We start from the raw sequence: 21,010 nt of genomic DNA, 5'->3' as shown, positions 1-21,010 counted from the left end.
AAAATATCAAATAAAAATGATAGCGGTATTAACAGGAGATGTTGTAAATTCTAAAAGCGAAAATGCTGAAGTATGGCTTCAAGTGCTTAAATCGACATTAGAATTTTATGGCAAAGCACCAAAGGATTGGGAAGTTTTTAGGGGTGATAGTTTTCAATTAGCTATTTCAAATGAAAAAGCGATATTAGCGTCAATACATCTTAAATCTGCCATTAAACAATTTGAAGATTTGGATGTGCGAATCGGTATAGGTTTGGGAAAACAAAATTATGAATCAATTCATATCACCGAATCTAATGGTTCAGCTTTTATAAGGTCGGGAGAAAGTTTTGATGCGTTAAAAAAACAAAATATGATTTTAAAATCTGAAAACAAAAAGTTTGACGATACCATAAATCTAATGCTATCTTTATCTTTACTGACAGCAGATCGTTGGAGTCCAACGGTGGCTAAAATCATTAAACTTTCGATTGAAAATCCAAATCTCAAACAAAAAGAACTCGCCGACAAGCTCAACAAATCTCAAAGCAGTATCAGCGAAGCCTTAAAACGTGGTGGATTTGACGAAATGATGATGATGAATAATTATTATAAAAATCAAATTGCTGAATTATGTTAGCTTTTACTTTAAAATTATTGATTGCTCATATCATTGGTGATTTTGTCTTACAACCCAATACTTGGATAAGCGAAAAAAAACGCAAAAAACATAAATCCAAATATTTATATTATCATATTTTGGTGCATACCATAGCACTGTTGCTTCTTTTAAAATTAGATTTTAGCCTTTGGCCTTATATTTTGATGATTTTATTAAGCCATTTTGTTATTGATTTGGCAAAACTCTATTTACAAAATTCTAAAAATGAAAGACGTTTGTTTTTTATAGACCAAGGGCTACATTTATCAGTAATTGGTCTTGTGGTTGATCTTAATTTTCCATTTTCAATTGGTTTTGATAACATCTTTTCAGGTGATTTTTTACTGACGTTATTAGCCATTTTGATGCTAACATCAGTAACTTCAGTTGTTATAAAAACGCTGATGAGTAAATGGCAATTAGATGAAGACCAACCTAAAAGTGCTTTAAAAAATGCTGGTGCTTTTATTGGTATTTTAGAACGCTTGTTTATCTTTTTATTTATTGTATTAGGTCATTGGAGTGCAATTGGGTTTTTAATCACGGCAAAATCTGTATTTAGGTTTGGTGATCTTTCAAGAGCAAAAGACAGAAAACTCACAGAATACATTTTAATCGGAACTTTATTGAGCTTTCTCATAGCTATTGTTATAGGTTTGGGTTATAAATATTTAATTACAATCTAAATTACATAAATGATTTTCAAACAAATCTTTTTGTTTTTACTATTAGTATTTTTAAGCATTCAAAAAGCTTATCCGCAATTCAAAACCGCTTTTGAAATCAACAACAATGACATCAAAGTCGTGTTGTTTCAAGCCAATCAAGTTTCAAAAATTGAAATCAAGACGCATAAATCAGCTTATTTTAAATTCAATTCATCAGCAGAAAGCACCTATAAAACCGAGTTGTATTTTGACTATCGCATTCAAAATGACAGTTTGATTATAAAAAGTATTTATCCTAAAGCTTTAGAATTTGGCGATAATAAAATGACTTCAATGCAGAGTTTTTCCGTAAGCGTTACATTTGATCTTCCTCAACAATCTCAACTTATCATAGAGTCAGATTTAGCTTCAGTTGAAGGTCAGGGTGAATTTGAATATTTTCAACTCAATACAAAATCTGGACATTGTAACCTCAAAGCTTTTGTTGGTCATGCAGATATCAATACGTTTAACGGGAATATAAAAATAAACACCAAAAGAGCTGATATCAAGGCGTTTTCACAAAATGGAATGATAAAAATTGATTCGTTTTATTCAAAAAAAAATCAAATCAACCTCAAGAGCGTAAACGGCAATATCATTGTTAGGCAAATGGAATAAAAACCCTATTTTTGCCTTTCACATCTTTTATATAGATGAACTTAAAAAAATCAATCTGGTTTATAATCGTGATTTTAATTATAGATCAGATTTCTAAAATTTATATCAAAACCCATTTCAAACTGTATGAAAGCATTGAAGTGTTTTCCTGGTTTCAGATTCTTTTTATAGAAAATGAAGGTATGGCTTGGGGAGCAAAAATTCCGGGTGATTATGGCAAAATCATACTCACTGTATTTCGCCTATTTGCTATTGTTGGCATTGGTTGGTGGTTATGGGATTCGACTCGAAAAAAAGCACCAAAAATCTTGTTAATTGCCATCAGCTTTAAGAAAAAAATAAAAGAAATAGCCTTTAATGAGAATTGTCCAATAAAGAAAAGTATAGAAAAAAGAATGGATATCATCTTAAATCATGATCCGCCAAAAGAACATAGAGAATTAATAACCTTTAAAAAAAGACTTATAAAATACAGGAACTATATCTTTACATTCCTCTATCATCTGGATGTCCCTCCAGATAACAACGCCTCTGAAAGAGCTATAAGAAATATAAAAGTAAAACAGAAAATCTCTGGACAATTTAGATCAGAACAAGGCTGTGATAACTTTGCCAAACTTAGATCTGTAACAGGTTCTTGTTTAAAAAATCAGCAACCAGTTTTATCTACACTAAATATTTTTGCTAATTTGCGGATTGATTAGTTACAATTTATTTAAGAAATAATTCTTAAAAAATCAAATATTCCTTACTGAATGAAATTTATCCCAAATTATTTAGAATACGGTGAAAATTCGCCAAAACATCTATCAGATTATTTTTCAATAAATACCATAGAAAGTCTGGCCCAGACAGTAAGGATACTAGAACCCCACCGCCATAGCCATCTTTTTCAGCTGGTTTGGATATCGGATGGTAAATATATTGTCACAATAGATGAAGAAGAACATGAAATACAAAACAATCATTTTCTGCTCCTGTATCCAAACACCATTCACGCAACAAATTTTACTAAAACAGTACAGGGATATTCCATGCATTTCAGCTCAGATTTTTTTGAAATCCATTCTGAAAATAAAAGTCACTTGGCAGGAATTATCAAGCACAATATTTCAAAAAAGTTCTTAATCGTGAAGATGAATAGCTCCACTTCAAAAGAAGTGAATGGTCTAATTCAATATATGAATAGCACTTATGTTAGTGGGTCATTTTTGAAGGATGAGATTATTAGATCCTATTTACATCTTACATTATTAAAACTCTTTGAGTATTATAATTTACATGATAGTAGCACCCAATACACGTCATCTCAAGTGATTGTGAATAAATTTTTTCAAGCTGTTGAAGAACATTTCGTAAGCAAAAAGAGTGTGGCCGAATATGCACGTAATTTAAACCTTTCAGAAGGATATCTTAACCATGTAGTAAAAAACGAAACGGGGCATCCAGCTGGAAAAGTTATAAGAGAGAGAATTCTCCATGAGGCAGAGAGATTACTTATTTATTCGGACAAAACAATATCTGAAATTGCATATCAGCTAAACTTTAATCATCCCACCTATTTCTTTAGGATGTTCAAGAAATATATAGGTAAAACACCTAAAGACTTCAGGAATAGCTATCGTAAAAGATAAACAAACTTCCCATTTCCGAAATCACTACCCATCCAGGACGAAAGACAATATTCGAATTGTGCACTTTTAAGACAATATAATGTATAAATCGTAAGAATTTATATTTTTAACTTTGACGAAACGTTTAGTTAATCTTTAATAATATTAAAACTTAAAACTTATGGAAGAAGTTAATAACCGTATCGTAAAAAGTGCGAATAATACATATATTAATGAATGTGGAGCAAGTCATAAAGAAGCGATTTTGTTTTTGCACGGTTCTGGTCCAGGAGCTAGTGCATGGTCAAACTGGCAATATATTATGCCCGAATTTGGTGAAAAATTCCATTGTATTGCACCAGATTTAATTGGTTTTGGAAAAAGCAACCATCCAGAAAACCCACCTAAAGGAATGCGTAACTGGATGCGGCTATGGATTGATCAAATTATTTCTCTATTAGACGAACTAAAGCTAGAAAAGGTGCATATGGTCGGAAACTCAATGGGAGGAGCTATCAGTCTTCAGCTTTTAATGGATTTCCCCGACCGGTTTAATCGGGTTGTACTCATGGGTCCTGCCGGAGCACCAACCACTATTACTTCAGAATTAGATAGAACATGGGGATATTATGACGATCCTTCACCTGAACTTATGGCAAATATAATTTCCTGGTTTTCATACGATAATAGCTTTATAGGAGATCAATTGGGAGAAATTGCTAAAATGAGACATGAGGCTTCATTAGATCCAAATATCCGTAGATCATTTGAGGCTATGTTCCCAGCCCCTAGACAACAACATCTTGATGAATTGATAATCCCCAATGGTTCTTTGAGAAACATGAATCATCCCATTTTGATCATTCATGGTCAGGAGGATCTATTAGTCAATGTAGAAACCAGCCATTATCTCATCAAACATCTTCCAAATGCTCAGATGCACATTTTTGGTCACTGTAGCCATTGGACCCAAATTGAATATAAAGAATCTTTTCATTTTTTATTGAAAGAATTTTTCGAAAAGAATTATTAATAAAAACAAATTTAATTATGGAAAAAAGACTTGCAAAGTTGGGGCATGTAGCCCTTGTTACTCCAAATCTTGAAAAATCACACTGGTTTTTTCATGATATAGTGGGATTAAATGAACAAAAGCGCGAAGGAAATAAAATCTATTATCGTGCATGGGCAGATTTTGAACATCATTCTTTGATTTTAATTGAAGGAAAGGTAGCTATGTTAGATCATATTGCTTGGAAAACCCAGGAGCCTGATGATGTAGATTATTTTTATGACAAGGTAAAAAATGCTGGCTTAAATCCCTCTTGGGTTCCTGAAGGTGAAGAGGCTGGTCTTGGAAAGGCGTTTCGTTTTAATTTACCGACGGGACAGACTTATGAAATCTATTATGATATGGAAAGACCATTAGCTCCTGAAGGCAAAAGATCCAGACTTAAAAATCAAGTATTTAAATCTTTTGACCATGGAATATCTCCTCGGTGCATAGATCACGTTAATTTCAATGTTGGTAATCCCAGGGAATCTATGGAATTACATGAAAAACTTTTTGGATTTAAAAATCGTGAATACGTCCAATTAGACAATGGATTTGGATTGGCTTTTTGGACATCTGTAACCACTTTAGTACATGATTTGGCTATAATGTTTGACGAAGCTGGACGTAAAAACAGATATCACCATACGGCCTTTTATCTTGATAATTTCCAAGACGTGGCAAGAGCCGCAGATATTTTCAAGGAAAATGGTATAGAGCTTAGTTTAGCTCCTGGAAAACATGGCATCTCCCAAGCAGGGTTCATTTATGCAATTGATCCGGGAAGTGGACACCGGCTGGAACTGTTTAGTGGTGGTTACCATATTTATGATCCCGACTGGAAACCTGTTCTTTGGAAAGAAAATGAATTGGCTGAGGGCATCATTTGGTGGGGACCAGAGTTGTCTCCTGATTTTTTAGCAAACTCTATTGGCCCCGATAAATAAAAGCACGACGCAATGAAACGTTTAAGTAAAATTCTTCGAGAAATACGAAAGTCATTATTGTTAATTCTGTTTTCTTGCCTGCCTCTCTTTCTTCAAGCGCAAGTGAATTTACCTCCAAATGATGTAGGGTTAACAAGTATTAATGACGGAGTTGCTGGTCCAGGAATCCTTTACGAGGCTTTCCTGGGTAGCCAAAATTCAACTAAGCTGACCGATGCAAATGGTGATGAAATTCCTGGGGACAATAGTTTGAACAATTTTCTTTTTATCAATCATTTGGCTATAGTCTCAAAGAAGCCAATGCTGAATGGTTTTCCAGTGGCTGAAATCTTAATTCCCCTGGTTAATGTAGGAATTGAGGTGCCTCCTGCTTTAGATGAAAGCGAATTTGGACTTGGCGATATTATTATAGGAGCAGGTATTCAATGGCCAAATAAAAAATTATTCGGCAAAACATTCTTTCACCGTTTTTTATTGAATGCCATCCTGCCCACGGGGACTTATGATGAAGAAAACTTAGTGAATGTGGGATCTAATGTATGGAGCATTATGCCATATTATGCCTTTACAATATATTGGGACGAAAGCAATACATGGGAAACTTCAATGCGGTTCCGCTATATGTGGAATTCAAAGAACAAAGATCCATTTGTTGGTCTTGGCGTTGAAGAAACCAAACCAGGTCAAGCTTTTTATGTGAATTATGCGGCCTCTTACAATTTGGGGAAAGAATTTAGAGTCGGGGTAGCAGGCTATTTTTTACAGCAATTGTCAGACCATGAAATAGGGGGAAACTCAATACCAGATTCAAAAGAAATGGCATTTGCCGTCGGTCCAGCATTTTTTAAACAATATAAAACTTTTATGTTTCGATTAACAGTAGCATTTGATGTGACAACTGAAAACAGATGGTCTCAGGCACCTTTTGTGAATTTCACATTCACAAAAATTTGGCCTAAATAGACCTTTGGATTTAAAAATTAGTTATATTCAATTTTTTAAAAATAATATGATTTTATGAATAAAAGTAAATATGTACAAATGAATGAACTTCCCCATCTCCAGGTGGAGAAGTTAAAGCTTTTTCCTTTTGCCGGGGATAAGCTAATGACAGTGAAGGCAGAACTACCAAAAGGAAGTATAGCTGCCAAACATTCTCATCCTCATGAACAAATGACTTATGTGGTCAAAGGTCGGGTGAAAGTAAGAATGAAAGGAGAAGAATTTATTTTATCTCAAGGCGGAATTGTACACTTCCCTTCTAATGAAGAGCACGAATTAGAAGCTGCAGAAGACACTATTCTTCTTGACATCTTCACCCCTGTGAGAGAAGATTTTATCCAAAAATTAAAAGATGTTTAAATGATGGAAAGAAAAATTGCATTACTTACAGGAGCTTCTAAAGGCATCGGATATGCCACTGCACAAATGATGGCAAAAAAAGGATATGAATTGATCATTAACAGCAGGAATACATCTAATGCGGTGAAAAAACTCAAGGAATATGGCACAATAGTAGAGGGAGTGGATGGAAGTTTGGGCGATGATGCCACAATCACAGCTTTAATAGCTAAGGTAGAAGAAAGAGGTCAGATAGATGCTCTGCTCCTCAACCATGGAGGACCTCCTGTTAAGTCTTTTTTAGAAGTATCACATGCAGAATGGGAAACTTATACCAAAATCATGTTGCATGGGCCGCTTAGGCTTTTGCGCGAATTGACACCCATCATGCAGAAACAGCAGAAATGTAGGGTGGCAGCAATAAGTTCTTTTACGGTTAAAAGCCCACGTGCTGGGATTGTCTTATCTAATAGTTTGAGGGCAGCCTTGGTTAACGCATTAAAGACCGTAGCTATGGAATTAGGCAGTGACGGGATATTAATCAATACAGTAGCTCCAGGTTACATCGCTACTCAACGAATCCTGGATTTTAATCAGCGTTACGCAGATCAAGAGAACATCAGCAAAGAAGAGGTCGATCAAAGAACAATCAAAGAAATTCCGTTGAAAATGTTTGGAAAACCAGAAGATGTGGCTGGGTTGATTGCTTATCTACTATCGGAAGAAAACCAGTACATAACGGGACAGAATATACATGTAGATGGAGGATTAATAACAGCCAATTAATATAAAATGGATTTACAACTTAAGAATAAAATAGCCTTTGTGGCTGGAGCCAGCCAGGGTATGGGAGCAGCTGTAGCTGAAGAGCTATCCATGGAAGGAGCAATAGTTTATGCATGTGCACGCACAAAAGAAAGTATTCAAGAAAAAACAAAAAATATTCAAGGGCAAACTGGAAACAAAGTCATTCCTTTAGTATGCGATGTTACTAACGAAAGCGACATAATTAAAGCTTTTGATATAATACATGAACAACAAGGAAAATTGGATTTGCTTTTCACAAATTCAGGAGCCCCTTCTGCGGGAAATCTATCTTCCCTTTCTTCCGAAGATTGGGAAAATGGTTACACGACCATTATAGCATCTGTGAGGCATCTCTGTTACCATGCCTTGAAAATTCTTAGTGATAAAGGGAGTATTGTGCTCAATACTTCAAGTTATATACGGCAACCGTCCGTAGATTACACACTGGCTTCCAATCTACGACTAGCTGTGGCTGGTATGGTCAAAACTTTTTCAGAAGAATTGGCGCCTAAGGGTATTCGGGTAAATGGTATTGCCCCGGGATATACCAATACCGAAGTTGTGGCTAAATACGTAGAGATGGTGGCAAATGAAAAAAGTCAAAACATAGAAGAGACAGAAAAACAAATGGCGGCAAACATTCCTTTAGGTCGTTTTGCAGCACCGGAAGAGATTGGTAGAGTAGCAACTTTTTTGCTTTCTCCGGCAGCTTCTTTTGTCACTGGATCAATATGGACTGTTGATGGTGGAGAGTCTAAATTCCCAATTTAGGATATGAAAAACTCAAGGCATATTATTTCAGTCAGCAATAAAGTAAGTGATGAGGAGTTTGAATACTATAAAAAGGAACTTGATGGAATAGCAGAAGTTCATTTTCTTAATGGCTTATCAGCAGAAATTCAGAATAAAAAACTCAAAGACTCGGACATTTTAATTGCTCGAAATCCCACCGTTGAACTACCCGAAGTGGAGGATCGAGCCTTTAAAGGAATTCGGTTTATCCAACTCCTTTCGGCTGGTTATGACCATCTGGATTTTAGCAGGTTTCCTCAGGACACCATTGTAGCTGGTAATATGGGTGCCTATGCAAAGCCAATGGCAGAGCATGGAGTGGGTATGATTTTATCATTGGCCAAAAATCTAAGACTAAGGCATGAAGAAATGAAACATGGAGAATTCAATCAATTTGAGAGTAAATCAATGTTGATTGATCAAAAAGTTTGTGGAATAATTGGTTTTGGAGGTATTGGAAAGCGTATTGGACAAATAATGAAGTCTGCTTTTGATTGTAAAATATTCGCCATAAATACCAGTGGTAAGAGTAAAGAAAAAACCGACTGGGTTGGAACACTGGATGAATTGGATTTCCTGCTCTCTAATTCAGATTTTGTGGTCATTACAATCCCGCTAACAGAAAAGACTAATAATCTTATTGGCCACGCAGAACTCAGTAAAATGAAAGATAACGCTATCCTGGTCAATCTGGCTCGGGGACAAATCATTGAGGAAGAACCTTTATTCCAAAAGCTTAAAGCGACCCCTACTTTCAAGGCGGCTATAGATGCCTGGTGGATAGAACCTTTTTTTGTAAATAAATTTGAATTGAATTTTCCGTTTTTAGAATTACCAAACGTCCTGGGATCTCCGCACAATTCAGCAATGGTTGAAGGAGTGCTGTTGCATTCAAGTAAGATGGGAATAAGGAATGTGAAAAAGTATATCACCACAGGAAAAGCGGAAAAAATCCTGGATCTGTCCAACCATAAAACTTTTTATAGAAAACCATGAATCGGTTATTATCTTCTAAATTTTAAAGACTTCATATAAGTCTCAGCGGACTAATACGCCCGTATAATTGAGGATTTCAATAGATAAGATCAATTTTTAAATTCCAGATATACCAGTTTCTGACCTGGTACTAAGTATTTAATTACAATCTAAATTACATAAATGATTTTTAAACAAATCTTTTTGTTTTTACTATTAGTATTTTTAAGCATTCAAAAAGCTTATCCGCAATTCAAAACCGCTTTTGAAATCAACAACAATGACATCAAAGTCGTGTGGTTTCAAGCCAATCAAGTTTCAAAAATTGAAATCAAGACGCATAAATCAGCTTATTTTAAATTCAATTCATCAGCAGAAAGCACTTATAAAACCGAGTTGTATTTTGACTATCGCATTCAAAATGACAGTTTGATTATAAAAAGTATTTATCCTAAAGCTTTAGAATTTGGCGATAATAAAATGACTTCAATGCAGAGTTTTTCCGTAAGCGTTACATTTGATCTTCCTCAACAGTCTCAACTTATCATAGAGTCAGATTTAGCTTCAGTTGAAGGTCAGGGTGAATTTGAATATTTTCAACTCAATACAAAATCTGGACATTGTAACCTCAAAGCTTTTGTTGGTCATGCAGATATCAATACGTTTAACGGGAATATAAAAATAAACACCAAAAGAGCTGATATCAAGGCGTTTTCGTAAAATGGAATGATAAAAATTGATTCGTTTTATTCAAAAAAAAAATCAAATCAACCTCAAGAGCGTAAACGGCAATATCATTGTTAGGCAAATGGAATAAAAACCCTATTTTTGCCTTTCAAATCTTTTATATAGATGAACTTAAAAAAATCAATCTGGTTTATAATCGTGATTTTAATTATAGACCAGATTTCTAAAATTTATATCAAAACCCATTTCAAACTGTATGAAAGCGTTGAAGTGTTTTCCTGGTTTCAGATTCTTTTTATAGAAAATGAAGGTATGGCTTGGGGAGCAAAAATTCCGGGTGATTATGGCAAAATCATACTCACTGTATTTCGCCTATTTGCTATTGTTGGCATTGGTTGGTGGTTATGGGATTCGACTCGAAAAAAAGCACCAAAAATCTTGTTAATTGCCATCAGCTTGATATTTGCTGGTGCGATGGGCAATATTATCGATTCTGTGTTTTATGGGACTATTTTTAGTGACAGTTTAGATCAAGTAGCTACTATGTTTCCAGAAGGTGGTGGTTACGCTCCTATACTCAAGGGCAAAGTTGTTGACATGCTTTATTTTCCAATTTACGATGATATTTTACCGAGCTGGATTCCCATTTGGGGTGGCGAACGCTTTGTGTTTTTTGAACCTGTTTTCAATATTGCTGATACGGCTATAAGCACAGGTTTTGGAATTCTGTTGGTATTTCACAAAAAAGCTTTCCCAAAAAAAGATAAGACCTCTTAACTATGAACCTCATTTCTGTTGAACACATCGCCAAATCTTATGGCACGCTAAGGCTTTTTGAAGATTTATCTTTTGGCATTAACCACGGTCAAAAAATTGGTTTAGTAGCTCAAAATGGTAGTGGAAAGACCAGTTTGCTCAAAATTTTAGCCCAAAAAGATGTACCCGATCGAGGCGAAATCAATTTTAGAAATGACATAAAAATCGGTTTCTTATCTCAAGAACCTGACCTCAACCCCAATCTAAATGTAGAACAAAGCATTTTAGCATCAGACAACGAAATGCTCAAGGTCATTAGTCAATACGAAAAAGCACTTCAAAATCCCAGTGATGCAGATGCCTATCAAAAGGCTTTTGAAGCTATGGAAGCTCATCAAGCTTGGGATTTTGAAAGTCAATACCAGCAAGTGCTTTCTAAATTAAAACTACAAGATTTACAAAAACCTGTAAAAAGCCTTTCTGGCGGACAGAAAAAGCGACTGGCTTTAGCTATTTTGTTATTAGATTCGCCTGACTTACTTATTCTTGACGAACCGACAAACCATTTAGACCTTGATATGATTGAATGGCTTGAAGGTTATTTTACTCAAGCCAAAATGAGTTTTTTTATGGTGACTCACGATAGGTATTTTTTAGAACGGGTGTGCAACCAAATTATGGAGCTCGACCAAGGCGAACTTTATACTTATAAAGGCAATTACAGCTATTATCTTGAAAAGCGAGAAGAACGACTACAACAGCAAGAAACCTCAACTGAAAAAGCCAAACAGCTTTTCAAAAAAGAACTGGGCTGGATGCGTCGTCAACCCAAAGCCCGAACCAGCAAATCAAAATCGCGTATAGATGATTTTGAAGACATTAAAAAACGGGCTCAACAACGCCGAAAAGACCACGAAATAGAGCTTGAAATCAATATGGAACGCCTCGGTACCAAGATTGTTGAATTTCATAATGTGTCTAAATCTTTTGACAACAATACTTTGTTTGAAAATTTTGATTATAATTTTAAACGTGGCGAACGCGTTGGAATCATCGGTAAAAACGGAAGCGGAAAATCTACATTCCTTAATATCTTAACTGAAAACCTTAAACCCGATACTGGCAAAGTAGTTTTAGGCGAAACTTTAAAGTTTGGTTATTACCGTCAAGGTGGTTTAGAGGTGAAACCCGGCAAAAAACTCATTGAAGTCATCAAAGATTTTGGCGAATATATTCCGTTGGCTAAAGGTCGAAAAATATCAGCTTCGCAATTATTAGAACGCTTTTTGTTTGACCGTAAAAAGCAATACGACTATGTTGAAAAATTGAGTGGTGGCGAATTGAAACGCTTATATTTATGTACGGTTTTAATACAAAATCCTAATTTTTTAATTCTCGATGAACCCACCAACGATTTGGATGTGGTGACGATTAATGTGCTTGAGAATTTTTTGATGGATTTTCCAGGCTGCTTGATTGTTGTCTCTCACGACCGTTATTTTATGGATAAAATCGTTGATCATTTGTTTGTATTTGAAAATGGAAACATCAGAGATTTTCCTGGCAATTATTCAGATTATAGACAATATGAAGCCCAAAAGCCAGCTGAGAAACTCGAACCCAAACCAACAACTTCAAAACCTCAAGAAAAAGAAAAACCCGAAAACAAACTCAGTTATCTCGAGCAAAAAGAACTCAAACAATTGGAAACCCAAATCAAAAATTTAGAAAAGGAAAAAGAAAAACTACAACAAGCTTTTCTAGAAGACTTATCGGCAGAAGATATTAAAGAAAATAGCATTAAGCTTCAAGAGATAGAAACAGATATTGATAAAAAAACGGAGAGGTGGTTTGAGTTGACAGACTAGATTTTATGCACTTCAATAGGTTTAAAACCATTGGAGAATGAAAAAATTCAAGGAATCATATTCCTTTGGTAAGTCTTGAATTGCAAATCAAAAAACCCCTTGCGAACATTGCGAAATCATAGCGACCCTTGCGGTAAAATAACCATCCTGCATTTAAACACCGTTCAAAAAAAGACTAATCTTTACTAAACTCATCCAATCGCCCATCATACTGCATAACAGTTTTATGAACAGGTCTGATGTTGACCCTTACATTTTTGTTGGGGTAAATATCTATTGACACGTCATATTTTTCGTTATTATTTCTTTTTTGTTCTGTTGTAAACTCTAATTTCAATTTAGGCTTTTCCGTATTGATTTGTTTTTTTAAATCCTTAAGAGGTTCTTCAAATTGAATAGCGAGATCTGTTCCGCCATAAGAGCCAGAACTTGTTCGACTTTCTCCAAAAAAAGGCAAATAGCCTGAAACGGTATCGTTTTGTATTTTTATAAAATTGCCATCGCCACTAACATCTATTCTGTTAGCAGAATTGCCTGTGTTTCTCAACAATTCATTAGCTACTTTTGTGGTTGCTACTGAAGCAAAAGGATAAGCCACATTTATTTTTATATGATAATCTTTTTTAGCATATAATGAATCCAAAATCTTTAAATCATTAGCCTTAGCTTCTGCTTTGGCAATTTGATTGGTTTTACAACTCCAAAACAAGCTCAAAATGCTTATCAAATAAAGTAAATTCAGTGCTTTATGTGTTATAATTCTATTCATAATTTTTAAAAATAACATTAATTTTTAAAAATATCAGTCTTATTAACAGAGTGATAAGGCTTTAGTACTTATAAGATACTTATTTTAAAATTCTTTATATTTGAAATAGAAAATGATGAGTTATGGATAACACAAAATTAAGAGCTAAATGGCAAAAGTCAATTTCTGAAGTTGATGAAGATTTTTTGATTCTAATAGATGAAATATATGAAAGTTATAGGAACCATAAGCCGAGTGATTTTTTTGATAATCTTCCTGATGACATTCAAAATTTACTTTTAATAAGTAAAAAACAATCAGATGATCATCAGACGTCACCTCACAGTGAAGTTGTAAAGGAAATAAGAGCAAAGTATAATGTCAAATGACAGGTATTCTATATTTTGGACAAGTATCGCTAAGCAATCATACGTAAACGAATTAGACTTCATAAAATACAAATGGAACCTTAAGGAAGTTGAAAAGTTTATGCATATGGTTGAACATCAACTTTTATTATTGTCAAATAACGTTTTACAAGGAAGATTATCAGTAAAAACAGGGATTTATAAATTAATGATTTCAAAACAAACGAGCTTATTTTATGTTTATAGAAAAGACAAAAAGCAGATTGATTTACTGTTGTTTTGGAATAATAGCAAAAACCCTAAAGCCCTTAAAAATCTACTTTCAAAATTTAAGTCGTAATAATTTTATAATAAAAAAATACAAAAGGCACGATAAAAACCCTTGGTCACTCAAACTGCGTATTTGGAGTTGATTATTTAAAAGAAGAAACTTCAATTAATCCTTTGCATTCTTTTTTTCGCGTTCTTTTTTTGCTGAAGAATTTATGAAATAAATCACAAAACCAACTAGACCGATGATAACAAGTCCAAAAACAACAGTCATCAAAATAGCACCACTAGTCCAATCTACAAAAGGGATAAGATATTGCATAGGTTTGGTTTTAAAAGTAGTCAAAATTATGAATAAGGTTTTTGGTTTAAAATGACAAAGGTCAGTTTTGTGTTGAAAACAAATTATGAATTGGTTTGTTGTTAGGGTTTTAAAACACCGATTGGGTGAATAGCCCTGATTGGAGTGGCATCTTTTTGGGCTGAGCCTTAGCAGATGTTGACTAAACAGAGTGTCGCCACAAGCGGTAATCCTGCCAAGCCAAACAGATGCTTGAGCTCAACCCAAAAAATATAGCGGAAATCAGGTTTCTGCTCCTTATTCTAGGATTCGTTTTCTAAATCTTTAAGTTCGGGATAGAGAAAATTGTTGTAGGGAAATCGCGTTACGTGAATGGAACGCACTTTTTTATATACCTTTCGTCTAAAGGATGTAATGTTTTGTTTTTTGATGGCTGAGATGAAAATGGCATCGTCGCCAACTTTGTTCATCCAAGTATTTTTCCAATCTTTAAGGCTAAAGTGTTTTTCGGTTTTTTCGTTGATGAGGTCATCTTCGTCGAAGCTTTCGGCTTGGTATTGGTCTATTTTGTTGAAAACCATAAGGCAAGGTTTGTCCTTGGCGTCAATTTCGCTAAGTGTTTGGTTGACAGACTCGATGTGGTCTTGAAATTGTGGGTGCGAAATGTCAACCACATGAAGCAATAAATCGGCTTCACGCACTTCGTCAAGCGTGGATTTGAACGATTCTACAAGTTGAGTTGGCAGTTTGCGAATGAAACCCACAGTGTCTGACAACAAAAAAGGCAGGTTGCGGATAACGACTTTTCTTACCGTGGTGTCGAGCGTGGCAAAGAGTTTGTTTTCGGCAAAGATATCGCTTTTGCTGATGATATTCATCAAGGTAGATTTGCCTACGTTGGTGTAACCTACAAGTGCTACACGGACAAGGCTACCACGATTGCCACGTTGAACGGCCATTTGTTTGTCGATGGTTTTGAGCTTTTTCTTGAGTAAAGATATTTTGTCTCTTACGATACGGCGGTCGGTTTCGATTTCGGTTTCTCCAGGACCACGCATACCGATACCACCGCGTTGGCGTTCAAGGTGTGTCCACAGACCTGATAATCTTGGCAACAAATATTCATATTGAGCCAGTTCAACTTGTGTTCTGGCATAGCTGGTTTGGGCACGTTGTGCGAAGATATCAAGGATGAGATAAGTTCGGTCAACGACTTTGCATTTGAGTATTTTCTCGATGTTTTTTTGTTGAGCAGGTGAAAGCTCGTCGTCAAAAATAGCGGCTCCAATGTTGTTGGCATTGACAAATTCGCGGACTTCTTCCATTTTTCCAGAACCGATAAAGGTTTTGGGATTAGGTTTGTCTAACTTTTGCTGAAAGCGTTTAAGGACTTCGCCACCTGCGGTGTAGGTTAAAAACTCGAGTTCGTCGAGATATTCGTCTGACTTGTCTTCGTCTTGGTATTGGTTGATGATACCAATAAGAACTGCTGTTTCGTATTCGGTTTTTTTGGGTTCAAGCATAGATTATAATCTGTTGCAAAGGTAAAGATTTATCGCTGATTATGGTTTTGTTATTCAATTTGCTGAATATCTTTTTAAATATGTTATTAATAACTAATTTTTTAAGATTTATTGTTGATAGAGTTTTGATTTATAGGGTTTGAACTTGTAAAATTTTCTATATTTGTGCTATGATAAATATAGTATTTTTTATTAGCGGTAGTGAGATTGCCGTGGTTTTTTTTATTGTGTTGTTGATATTTGGTGCTGACAAAGTTCCTGAAATTGCAAGAACTTTGGGCAAAACCATAAAATCAATACGCGAGGCTACTGATGATATAAAATATGAAATTACAAAAGAATCTTATAAAGTCAAAGATACGGGAGTTGACTTAAAAAATGAAGTCAAACAGCAAGCCAAATCTCTTGAAAAAGAAGGACAATCTTTAAAAGAAGATATTGAAGAAAAAATTGGACCAATCAAAAGACAATTTTAAGACCTTGAGACTTTTACCCTTAGTTTTATGCCTTTTAGCGAGCCCATGTGCTGTATCAATTCTCAAAATAATTTAGCTTTTTTACAAACAAACCCTATCAAAACCACCGATAGCATTCATTTAATTTTAAGGGATTTTAGAGGTCAAATAATTGATTATAAAATTAAAGACGACAAACTCAAAAACCATTGCGTTAAAGCTATAGAATCTGAAACAAGTTCAGATTGACAAGTTTGGGTTCAGATTGACAAGTTTGGGTTCAGATTGACAAGTTTTGGTCTAGGTTGACAAGTTTTGGTCTAGGTTGACAAAATTGGGTTAAGATTGATAAGATAGAGTGAAACTGGCAAAACAACTATTTTTTATTTTATAGGCTTGAAAAATTTCAATTCATCTTCAACTATTCGTTCAGATTTGATCAGTTGACCTTTAAAAATCGGTGATTTTGTGCCGAGTTTGAGTTGTTTTGGACTTTTGAAAACACGAGCTTCGTCCCATAAATCGGCGTTTATAAATTCCTGTAGCGTAACTCGTCCGCCTTCTACGAGCAGAGACTGGATGTTTCTTTTGTGAAGTTCGTTTAAGAGTTGAGGTAATATCGGTTGTTTAAAATCTATCTGACAAAATGTTGTGGTCTTAAAGTCTGATTCTTGACGACTTGTAAACACTAATGTTTGAGCTTCGTTAGAAAATATTTTGGAAGTTTTAGGAATTTTTAAATTTTTATCAATGACGATTCTCATTGGGTTTTGACCTTTCCACAGTCTTGTGGTCAAGGCTGGGTTGTCCATTAAAGCAGTATGCGTACCGACTAAAATAGCTTGCTCTTGGCTACGCCACTGGTGAACACGTTGTTTGGAATACGAATTGGTCAGCCAAACAGGATCTTGATGTTGGTCTTTACCATATTCAAATGGACTTAAAAACCCATCTTGAGACTCGGCCCACTTGAGAATAATATAAGGGCGTGTGTGTGTGTGAAACGTGATAAAGCGTTTGTTAAGGTCTAAACATTCATCTTCCAAAACGCCCAAAATCACTTCGCAACCCTTAGCCATTAATTTTTGAATGCCCTTGCCTTTCACTTTTGCAAAGGGATCAATACTGCCGATTACTATTTTTTTAAAGCCTTTGTCTATGATTAAATCTGCACAAGGCGGCGTTTTACCGTAGTGACTGCAAGGCTCTAAACTAACGTATAAGGTGGCGTGCTTTATAAGGCTTTGGTATTTAATTTGGTTGATAGCATTAACTTCGGCATGGGCTTGACCTGCACGTTGATGCCAACCTTCGGCAATGATTTTGTCTTTATGCACAATTACGCAGCCCACCATTGGGTTTGGATAGGTTTGACCTAATCCATTTTTGGCCAAATCTAAACAGCGTTTCATATATTTTTCGTGTATATTCACATCGCAAAAATAAGGTTTTTCGTATGAGTCAACGCATTGCAATTAGACCGATTCAAAAAAAAGATAATCAAGCCACTGCAGAAATGATTCGTTATGTTCTCATCGAGCAAAACGCTCCAAAAACGGGCACGGCTTATGAAGACAAAGCACTTGATGATTTGTATGAAACTTACAAAGACGAACGTGCGGTTTACTATATTTTGACTGAAAATGATGAAATCATTGGCGGTGCTGGCATTCAGGCTTTGGATGATGATGACAGTATCTGCGAACTACAAAAAATGTATTTTCATCCCAAAGCCCGTGGTAGAGGACTTGGACAGCAAATGATAGAACAGTGTTTGAGATTTGCAAAAAATCAAGGCTATAAATCTTGTTATATAGAAACTTTGCCGAGTATGAAAGCTGCACAAAAACGTTATCTTAGAAATGGGTTTGAGTATATTGATTACAGATTGGGACAAACCGGTCATCACGCTTGTACGGTTTGGATGTTGAAAGAATTGTAAATATGAATCTAAAAGAAACCCAAAAAAAGTTCCATAAAACCCTTTCAGAAATTTATCCTAAATCTGAAATCGACACGTTTTTTTATTGGATAGTTGAAGATGTTTTACAACTCAAACGTATTGATGTGAGTTTAAATCCTGATTTTGAAATCAATGAAAAGGATTTAAAAACGATTAAAAGTCAAATGAATCGTTTACAACAAAATGAACCGATTCAATATATCTTAGGACATACTGAATTTTACGGAATGCACTTTCAGGTTAATCCTAATGTTTTGATTCCACGACCTGAAACTGAAGATTTAGTTAACTGGATAGTTTCTGATTTAAAACATCAACCGAAAAAACACTTATTAGATATTGGCACAGGAAGTGGCTGCATTGCCATTGCTTTAAAAAAAGAATTGCCAAAATGTGAAATTTCAGCCTTTGATATTTCAGAAACTGCTCTTCAAATGGCTTCAGAAAACGCAAAACAAAATGAGGTAAAAATCAACTTTGTACAACAAGACATTTTAAAGCTTGACTCACTTCCAGAGGATGTTGATATTATGGTTTCAAATCCACCTTATGTCAGAGTTCTTGAAAAAGAACAGATGTGCGATAATGTCTTAAAATTTGAACCGCATCAAGCCTTGTTTGTCAAAAATAATGATGCTTTAGTGTTTTATAGAAAAATCATTGAGTTAGCTATAAATTCTTCAAAATGCAAAACGATTTATTTTGAAATCAATCAATATTTAAAAAAGGATTTGAAAAAATTGATACAGTCTTACGACATTAATAAAATCGAGTTTCGAAAAGATTTTAGAGGCAATGAGCGTATGCTAAAGCTTTTGATTGATTAGCTTTGAAATCTTAGAAATTGTTTTAATTTTATTTTAAAAGAAGAGGTATGAAAATTTATTTTGGGCTGTTGATTTTATTTACTCAAATATTTTGGGCTCAAAATGAGTTGCCACAAGATTATTTTCAAAAACCTATAGATATTCCTTTAGTTTTATCAGGTACCTTTGGTGAGTTGCGGTCTAACCATTTTCACGCTGGTTTAGATATTAAAACACAAGGGCACATTGGATTGGAAGTCAAAGCCAGTGCAGAAGGTTATATCAGCCGAATCAAGATACAGAGATTTGGTTATGGCAAGGCAATTTATATTACACATCCCAATGGTTATCAAACGGTTTACGCACATTTAAATAAATTTGCTCCAAATATTGAAAAATATGTCAAAGCTTACCAATACGATAAAGAAAGCTACGAAGTTCAGCTTTTTCCTTCGCCTGATAAATTACCCGTAAAAGCTCAAGAAGTGATTGCTTATAGTGGCAATACTGGCTCAAGTGGTGGTCCGCATTTGCACTTTGAAATCAGAGACAGCCAATCTAGACCAATGAATCCTTTTCTTTTTGGTTTTGAGGAAGTTAAAGACACAAAGCCACCGAAATTGAAAAATATTTATGCCTTTACCGCCTCTAAGGATGCCCATATTAATTTTAAACGTGGTCGCATAAAACTAAAACCTATAAGAGACCAAAACGGGAATTTCAAATTACCTGAAATTAAAGCTGCTGGCGATATTTATTTTGGCATAGAAGCCTATGACCAATTAGATTATGCTTTTAACAGAAATGGATATTATGAAGTTGATGTCAAACTCAATGGGTTACCTTTTTTTACGTCAACTTTCAACCGGTTTGCTTTCAGTGAATCCCGATATATCAATAGACTCATTGATTATGGTTATTATAAAGAATACAAACGCAAAATCCACAAGTTGAGAAGTTACGATTATCAACGTTTAGAAATTAATGGTAATCCTGTCAATAACGGTATTTTAAGAATTGAAGATACTTTAAATTATAAATACGATATTAAAATTAAAGATTTTAAAGGCAATACCACTCAAATTCATATACCGATAAGCTACGAACCTTTAAATGAAAACATAAAAGATAGTATTGCTAAAACCAATTATTTTGTCAAACACGACTACGCTTTTGCTTACGACAAAGGATTAGTAGATATTTATATTCCAAAACACGCTTTGTATAATGATACTTATTTGGATTTAGAAGTTGAAGGCGAAAGCGTAAAACTACACGATTACAGAACACCTGTTCATAAAGGTATAACGATTGGTTTTGATGTTTCTCAATATACGGATGAAGATAAACAACATTTATTTATAGGAAAAAAAATGCCTTGGGGGAAAATTTATTATGTGAATACCACCAAGAAAAAAAACCGCTTTACGGCTGGTGTTAAAGAATTTGGAGAATATATTCTAACAAAAGATACCACGCCACCTACAATAAAACCGCTCAATTTTCGTAATAAACAATGGTTGTCGAGGTTTCGCTATCTCAAATTAAAAATAGAAGATGATTTGACGGGGATTGATAGCTACAGAGCAACGGTGAATGGTAAGTTTATTTTGATGGAATACGATTACAAAACCAATACACTTGTGCACGATTTTAATGATGGCGTGGTCAACGAAACCGAAAATAATTTTAAGTTGGTAGTTACAGATAAAGTGGGAAATACTACTATATTTGAATCCAAGTTTTTTAGAAAAAATTAAAATCTATT

The 21,010-nt window shown here is 34.7% G+C and carries 26 protein-coding genes; 22 read left to right on the top strand and 4 right to left on the bottom strand.

Annotated elements, in window-relative coordinates; genetic code table 11:
• Window positions 1–16 precede the first annotated feature (16 nt).
• The 15 genes from ACSSV5_RS00695 to ACSSV5_RS00625 all read left to right on the top strand — a co-directional run bounded on the left by ACSSV5_RS00695 (window position 17) and on the right by ACSSV5_RS00625 (window position 12,808).
• Entirely contained in the window at window positions 17–619 is a 603-nt protein-coding gene (locus ACSSV5_RS00695) for a SatD family protein (RefSeq protein WP_211065137.1), read from the top strand.
• Complete coding sequence (locus ACSSV5_RS00690; protein ID WP_454244371.1) at window positions 613–1,326, top strand: DUF3307 domain-containing protein; 714 nt, start codon at window positions 613–615, stop codon at window positions 1,324–1,326. Before ACSSV5_RS00695 ends, ACSSV5_RS00690 begins: the two co-directional genes overlap by 7 nt.
• Window positions 1,327–1,335: 9 nt before the next feature.
• Entirely contained in the window at window positions 1,336–1,968 is a 633-nt protein-coding gene (locus tag ACSSV5_RS00685; protein WP_454244370.1) for a DUF4097 family beta strand repeat-containing protein, read from the top strand.
• A 35-nt stretch (window positions 1,969–2,003) separates the two neighbouring features.
• Window positions 2,004–2,672: a signal peptidase II gene (locus ACSSV5_RS00680; RefSeq protein ID WP_211065134.1), complete on the top strand. Its 669-nt coding sequence runs from the start codon at window positions 2,004–2,006 to the stop codon at window positions 2,670–2,672.
• 51 nt (window positions 2,673–2,723) lie between these two features.
• A complete protein-coding gene (locus ACSSV5_RS00675; protein WP_454244369.1) occupies window positions 2,724–3,602 on the top strand; it encodes an AraC family transcriptional regulator in 879 nt (292 codons plus the stop codon).
• Window positions 3,603–3,762: 160 nt separating this feature from the next.
• Window positions 3,763–4,614, top strand: coding sequence for an alpha/beta fold hydrolase (locus ACSSV5_RS00670; protein WP_454244368.1), 852 nt, complete (start codon window positions 3,763–3,765; stop codon window positions 4,612–4,614).
• A 17-nt stretch (window positions 4,615–4,631) separates the two neighbouring features.
• Complete coding sequence (locus ACSSV5_RS00665) at window positions 4,632–5,582, top strand: VOC family protein (protein ID WP_454244367.1); 951 nt, start codon at window positions 4,632–4,634, stop codon at window positions 5,580–5,582.
• Window positions 5,583–5,594: 12 nt separating this feature from the next.
• Window positions 5,595–6,545 (top strand): SphA family protein, encoded by a 951-nt coding sequence (locus ACSSV5_RS00660; RefSeq protein ID WP_454244366.1) that lies wholly within the window; start codon window positions 5,595–5,597, stop codon window positions 6,543–6,545.
• 150 nt (window positions 6,546–6,695) lie between these two features.
• A complete protein-coding gene (locus tag ACSSV5_RS00655) occupies window positions 6,696–6,944 on the top strand; it encodes a cupin domain-containing protein (protein WP_454244365.1) in 249 nt (82 codons plus the stop codon).
• 3 nt (window positions 6,945–6,947) lie between these two features.
• On the top strand, window positions 6,948–7,709 hold the full coding sequence (locus tag ACSSV5_RS00650; protein ID WP_454244364.1) for an SDR family oxidoreductase: 762 nt from the start codon (window positions 6,948–6,950) through the stop codon (window positions 7,707–7,709).
• A gap of 6 nt (window positions 7,710–7,715) precedes the next feature.
• Complete coding sequence (locus ACSSV5_RS00645; RefSeq protein ID WP_454244363.1) at window positions 7,716–8,501, top strand: SDR family oxidoreductase; 786 nt, start codon at window positions 7,716–7,718, stop codon at window positions 8,499–8,501.
• 3 nt (window positions 8,502–8,504) lie between these two features.
• A complete protein-coding gene (locus tag ACSSV5_RS00640) occupies window positions 8,505–9,518 on the top strand; it encodes an NAD(P)-dependent oxidoreductase (protein WP_454244362.1) in 1,014 nt (337 codons plus the stop codon).
• Window positions 9,519–9,680: 162 nt separating this feature from the next.
• On the top strand, window positions 9,681–10,217 hold the full coding sequence (locus ACSSV5_RS00635) for a hypothetical protein (RefSeq protein WP_454244361.1): 537 nt from the start codon (window positions 9,681–9,683) through the stop codon (window positions 10,215–10,217).
• Between the two features lie 132 nt (window positions 10,218–10,349).
• Entirely contained in the window at window positions 10,350–10,961 is a 612-nt protein-coding gene (locus ACSSV5_RS00630; RefSeq protein WP_211065124.1) for a lipoprotein signal peptidase, read from the top strand.
• Between the two features lie 2 nt (window positions 10,962–10,963).
• Window positions 10,964–12,808 (top strand): ABC-F family ATP-binding cassette domain-containing protein, encoded by a 1,845-nt coding sequence (locus tag ACSSV5_RS00625; RefSeq protein ID WP_454244360.1) that lies wholly within the window; start codon window positions 10,964–10,966, stop codon window positions 12,806–12,808.
• A 175-nt stretch (window positions 12,809–12,983) separates the two neighbouring features.
• Here ACSSV5_RS00625 and ACSSV5_RS00620 read toward each other — a convergent pair whose 3' ends face one another.
• Entirely contained in the window at window positions 12,984–13,577 is a 594-nt protein-coding gene (locus tag ACSSV5_RS00620) for a DUF4251 domain-containing protein (protein ID WP_211065122.1), read from the bottom strand.
• Window positions 13,578–13,699: 122 nt separating this feature from the next.
• Here ACSSV5_RS00620 and ACSSV5_RS00615 point away from each other — a divergent pair, with 122 nt between their 5' ends.
• Together ACSSV5_RS00615 and ACSSV5_RS00610 are read left to right on the top strand one after the other, a co-directional pair.
• Window positions 13,700–13,945, top strand: coding sequence for a hypothetical protein (locus tag ACSSV5_RS00615; protein ID WP_211065121.1), 246 nt, complete (start codon window positions 13,700–13,702; stop codon window positions 13,943–13,945).
• Entirely contained in the window at window positions 13,935–14,264 is a 330-nt protein-coding gene (locus ACSSV5_RS00610) for a hypothetical protein (protein WP_454244359.1), read from the top strand. The genes ACSSV5_RS00615 and ACSSV5_RS00610 overlap by 11 nt, the downstream gene beginning before the upstream one ends.
• Window positions 14,265–14,360: 96 nt before the next feature.
• Here the strand turns inward: ACSSV5_RS00610 and ACSSV5_RS00605 are convergent, their stop codons facing one another.
• Window positions 14,361–14,516: a hypothetical protein gene (locus tag ACSSV5_RS00605; RefSeq protein ID WP_211065119.1), complete on the bottom strand. Its 156-nt coding sequence runs from the start codon at window positions 14,514–14,516 to the stop codon at window positions 14,361–14,363.
• A gap of 281 nt (window positions 14,517–14,797) precedes the next feature.
• Window positions 14,798–16,018: a GTPase HflX gene (gene hflX, locus ACSSV5_RS00600; protein ID WP_211065118.1), complete on the bottom strand. Its 1,221-nt coding sequence runs from the start codon at window positions 16,016–16,018 to the stop codon at window positions 14,798–14,800.
• A gap of 170 nt (window positions 16,019–16,188) precedes the next feature.
• Between hflX and ACSSV5_RS00595 the strand changes: the two genes are divergently transcribed.
• Both ACSSV5_RS00595 and ACSSV5_RS00590 read left to right on the top strand, forming a co-directional pair.
• Window positions 16,189–16,494 (top strand): Sec-independent protein translocase subunit TatA/TatB, encoded by a 306-nt coding sequence (locus ACSSV5_RS00595; protein WP_454244358.1) that lies wholly within the window; start codon window positions 16,189–16,191, stop codon window positions 16,492–16,494.
• Window positions 16,495–16,521: 27 nt separating this feature from the next.
• On the top strand, window positions 16,522–16,722 hold the full coding sequence (locus tag ACSSV5_RS00590; RefSeq protein WP_211065116.1) for a hypothetical protein: 201 nt from the start codon (window positions 16,522–16,524) through the stop codon (window positions 16,720–16,722).
• 134 nt (window positions 16,723–16,856) lie between these two features.
• On the opposite strand, the gene ribD is transcribed toward ACSSV5_RS00590, so the two are convergent.
• A complete protein-coding gene (ribD, locus tag ACSSV5_RS00585) occupies window positions 16,857–17,906 on the bottom strand; it encodes a bifunctional diaminohydroxyphosphoribosylaminopyrimidine deaminase/5-amino-6-(5-phosphoribosylamino)uracil reductase RibD (protein WP_454244357.1) in 1,050 nt (349 codons plus the stop codon).
• Between the two features lie 23 nt (window positions 17,907–17,929).
• Between ribD and ACSSV5_RS00580 the strand changes: the two genes are divergently transcribed.
• From ACSSV5_RS00580 to ACSSV5_RS00570, 3 genes are read left to right on the top strand one after another with little or no spacing between them, the layout of a single operon-like run.
• Window positions 17,930–18,415 (top strand): GNAT family N-acetyltransferase, encoded by a 486-nt coding sequence (locus ACSSV5_RS00580; protein WP_454244356.1) that lies wholly within the window; start codon window positions 17,930–17,932, stop codon window positions 18,413–18,415.
• Between the two features lie 2 nt (window positions 18,416–18,417).
• Window positions 18,418–19,263 carry a peptide chain release factor N(5)-glutamine methyltransferase gene (gene prmC, locus ACSSV5_RS00575; RefSeq protein ID WP_454244355.1) on the top strand — a complete coding sequence of 282 codons (846 nt, stop codon included), beginning with the start codon at window positions 18,418–18,420 and terminating at the stop codon, window positions 19,261–19,263.
• A gap of 47 nt (window positions 19,264–19,310) precedes the next feature.
• Entirely contained in the window at window positions 19,311–21,002 is a 1,692-nt protein-coding gene (locus ACSSV5_RS00570; protein ID WP_454244354.1) for a M23 family metallopeptidase, read from the top strand.
• The last annotated feature ends 8 nt before the right edge of the window (window positions 21,003–21,010 follow it).

The sequence above is a fragment of the Psychroflexus sp. MBR-150 genome, assembly GCF_053628795.1.
Note: the sequence above shows the minus strand (reverse complement) of the source record. Positions and strands in the feature narration are given on the sequence as shown.

What these genes read in the sequence shown, in the direction of transcription:
- ACSSV5_RS00580 (WP_454244356.1), top strand. Translation starts at nt 17,930, where the DNA reads ATGAGTCAACGCATTGCAATTAGACCGATTCAAAAAAAAGATAATCAA.
- ACSSV5_RS00625 (WP_454244360.1), top strand. Translation starts at nt 10,964, where the DNA reads ATGAACCTCATTTCTGTTGAACACATCGCCAAATCTTATGGCACGCTA.
- ACSSV5_RS00570 (WP_454244354.1), top strand. Translation starts at nt 19,311, where the DNA reads ATGAAAATTTATTTTGGGCTGTTGATTTTATTTACTCAAATATTTTGG.
- ACSSV5_RS00635 (WP_454244361.1), top strand. Translation starts at nt 9,681, where the DNA reads ATGATTTTTAAACAAATCTTTTTGTTTTTACTATTAGTATTTTTAAGC.
- hflX (WP_211065118.1), bottom strand. Translation starts at nt 16,018, where the DNA reads ATGCTTGAACCCAAAAAAACCGAATACGAAACAGCAGTTCTTATTGGT.
- ACSSV5_RS00620 (WP_211065122.1), bottom strand. Translation starts at nt 13,577, where the DNA reads ATGAATAGAATTATAACACATAAAGCACTGAATTTACTTTATTTGATA.
- ACSSV5_RS00665 (WP_454244367.1), top strand. Translation starts at nt 4,632, where the DNA reads ATGGAAAAAAGACTTGCAAAGTTGGGGCATGTAGCCCTTGTTACTCCA.
- ACSSV5_RS00675 (WP_454244369.1), top strand. Translation starts at nt 2,724, where the DNA reads ATGAAATTTATCCCAAATTATTTAGAATACGGTGAAAATTCGCCAAAA.
- ACSSV5_RS00610 (WP_454244359.1), top strand. Translation starts at nt 13,935, where the DNA reads ATGTCAAATGACAGGTATTCTATATTTTGGACAAGTATCGCTAAGCAA.
- prmC (WP_454244355.1), top strand. Translation starts at nt 18,418, where the DNA reads ATGAATCTAAAAGAAACCCAAAAAAAGTTCCATAAAACCCTTTCAGAA.
- ACSSV5_RS00650 (WP_454244364.1), top strand. Translation starts at nt 6,948, where the DNA reads ATGGAAAGAAAAATTGCATTACTTACAGGAGCTTCTAAAGGCATCGGA.
- ACSSV5_RS00685 (WP_454244370.1), top strand. Translation starts at nt 1,336, where the DNA reads ATGATTTTCAAACAAATCTTTTTGTTTTTACTATTAGTATTTTTAAGC.
- ACSSV5_RS00630 (WP_211065124.1), top strand. Translation starts at nt 10,350, where the DNA reads ATGAACTTAAAAAAATCAATCTGGTTTATAATCGTGATTTTAATTATA.
- ACSSV5_RS00680 (WP_211065134.1), top strand. Translation starts at nt 2,004, where the DNA reads ATGAACTTAAAAAAATCAATCTGGTTTATAATCGTGATTTTAATTATA.
- ACSSV5_RS00595 (WP_454244358.1), top strand. Translation starts at nt 16,189, where the DNA reads ATGATAAATATAGTATTTTTTATTAGCGGTAGTGAGATTGCCGTGGTT.
- ACSSV5_RS00615 (WP_211065121.1), top strand. Translation starts at nt 13,700, where the DNA reads ATGGATAACACAAAATTAAGAGCTAAATGGCAAAAGTCAATTTCTGAA.
- ACSSV5_RS00640 (WP_454244362.1), top strand. Translation starts at nt 8,505, where the DNA reads ATGAAAAACTCAAGGCATATTATTTCAGTCAGCAATAAAGTAAGTGAT.
- ACSSV5_RS00690 (WP_454244371.1), top strand. Translation starts at nt 613, where the DNA reads ATGTTAGCTTTTACTTTAAAATTATTGATTGCTCATATCATTGGTGAT.
- ACSSV5_RS00670 (WP_454244368.1), top strand. Translation starts at nt 3,763, where the DNA reads ATGGAAGAAGTTAATAACCGTATCGTAAAAAGTGCGAATAATACATAT.
- ACSSV5_RS00590 (WP_211065116.1), top strand. Translation starts at nt 16,522, where the DNA reads ATGCCTTTTAGCGAGCCCATGTGCTGTATCAATTCTCAAAATAATTTA.
- ACSSV5_RS00695 (WP_211065137.1), top strand. Translation starts at nt 17, where the DNA reads ATGATAGCGGTATTAACAGGAGATGTTGTAAATTCTAAAAGCGAAAAT.
- ACSSV5_RS00605 (WP_211065119.1), bottom strand. Translation starts at nt 14,516, where the DNA reads ATGCAATATCTTATCCCTTTTGTAGATTGGACTAGTGGTGCTATTTTG.
- ACSSV5_RS00645 (WP_454244363.1), top strand. Translation starts at nt 7,716, where the DNA reads ATGGATTTACAACTTAAGAATAAAATAGCCTTTGTGGCTGGAGCCAGC.
- ACSSV5_RS00660 (WP_454244366.1), top strand. Translation starts at nt 5,595, where the DNA reads ATGAAACGTTTAAGTAAAATTCTTCGAGAAATACGAAAGTCATTATTG.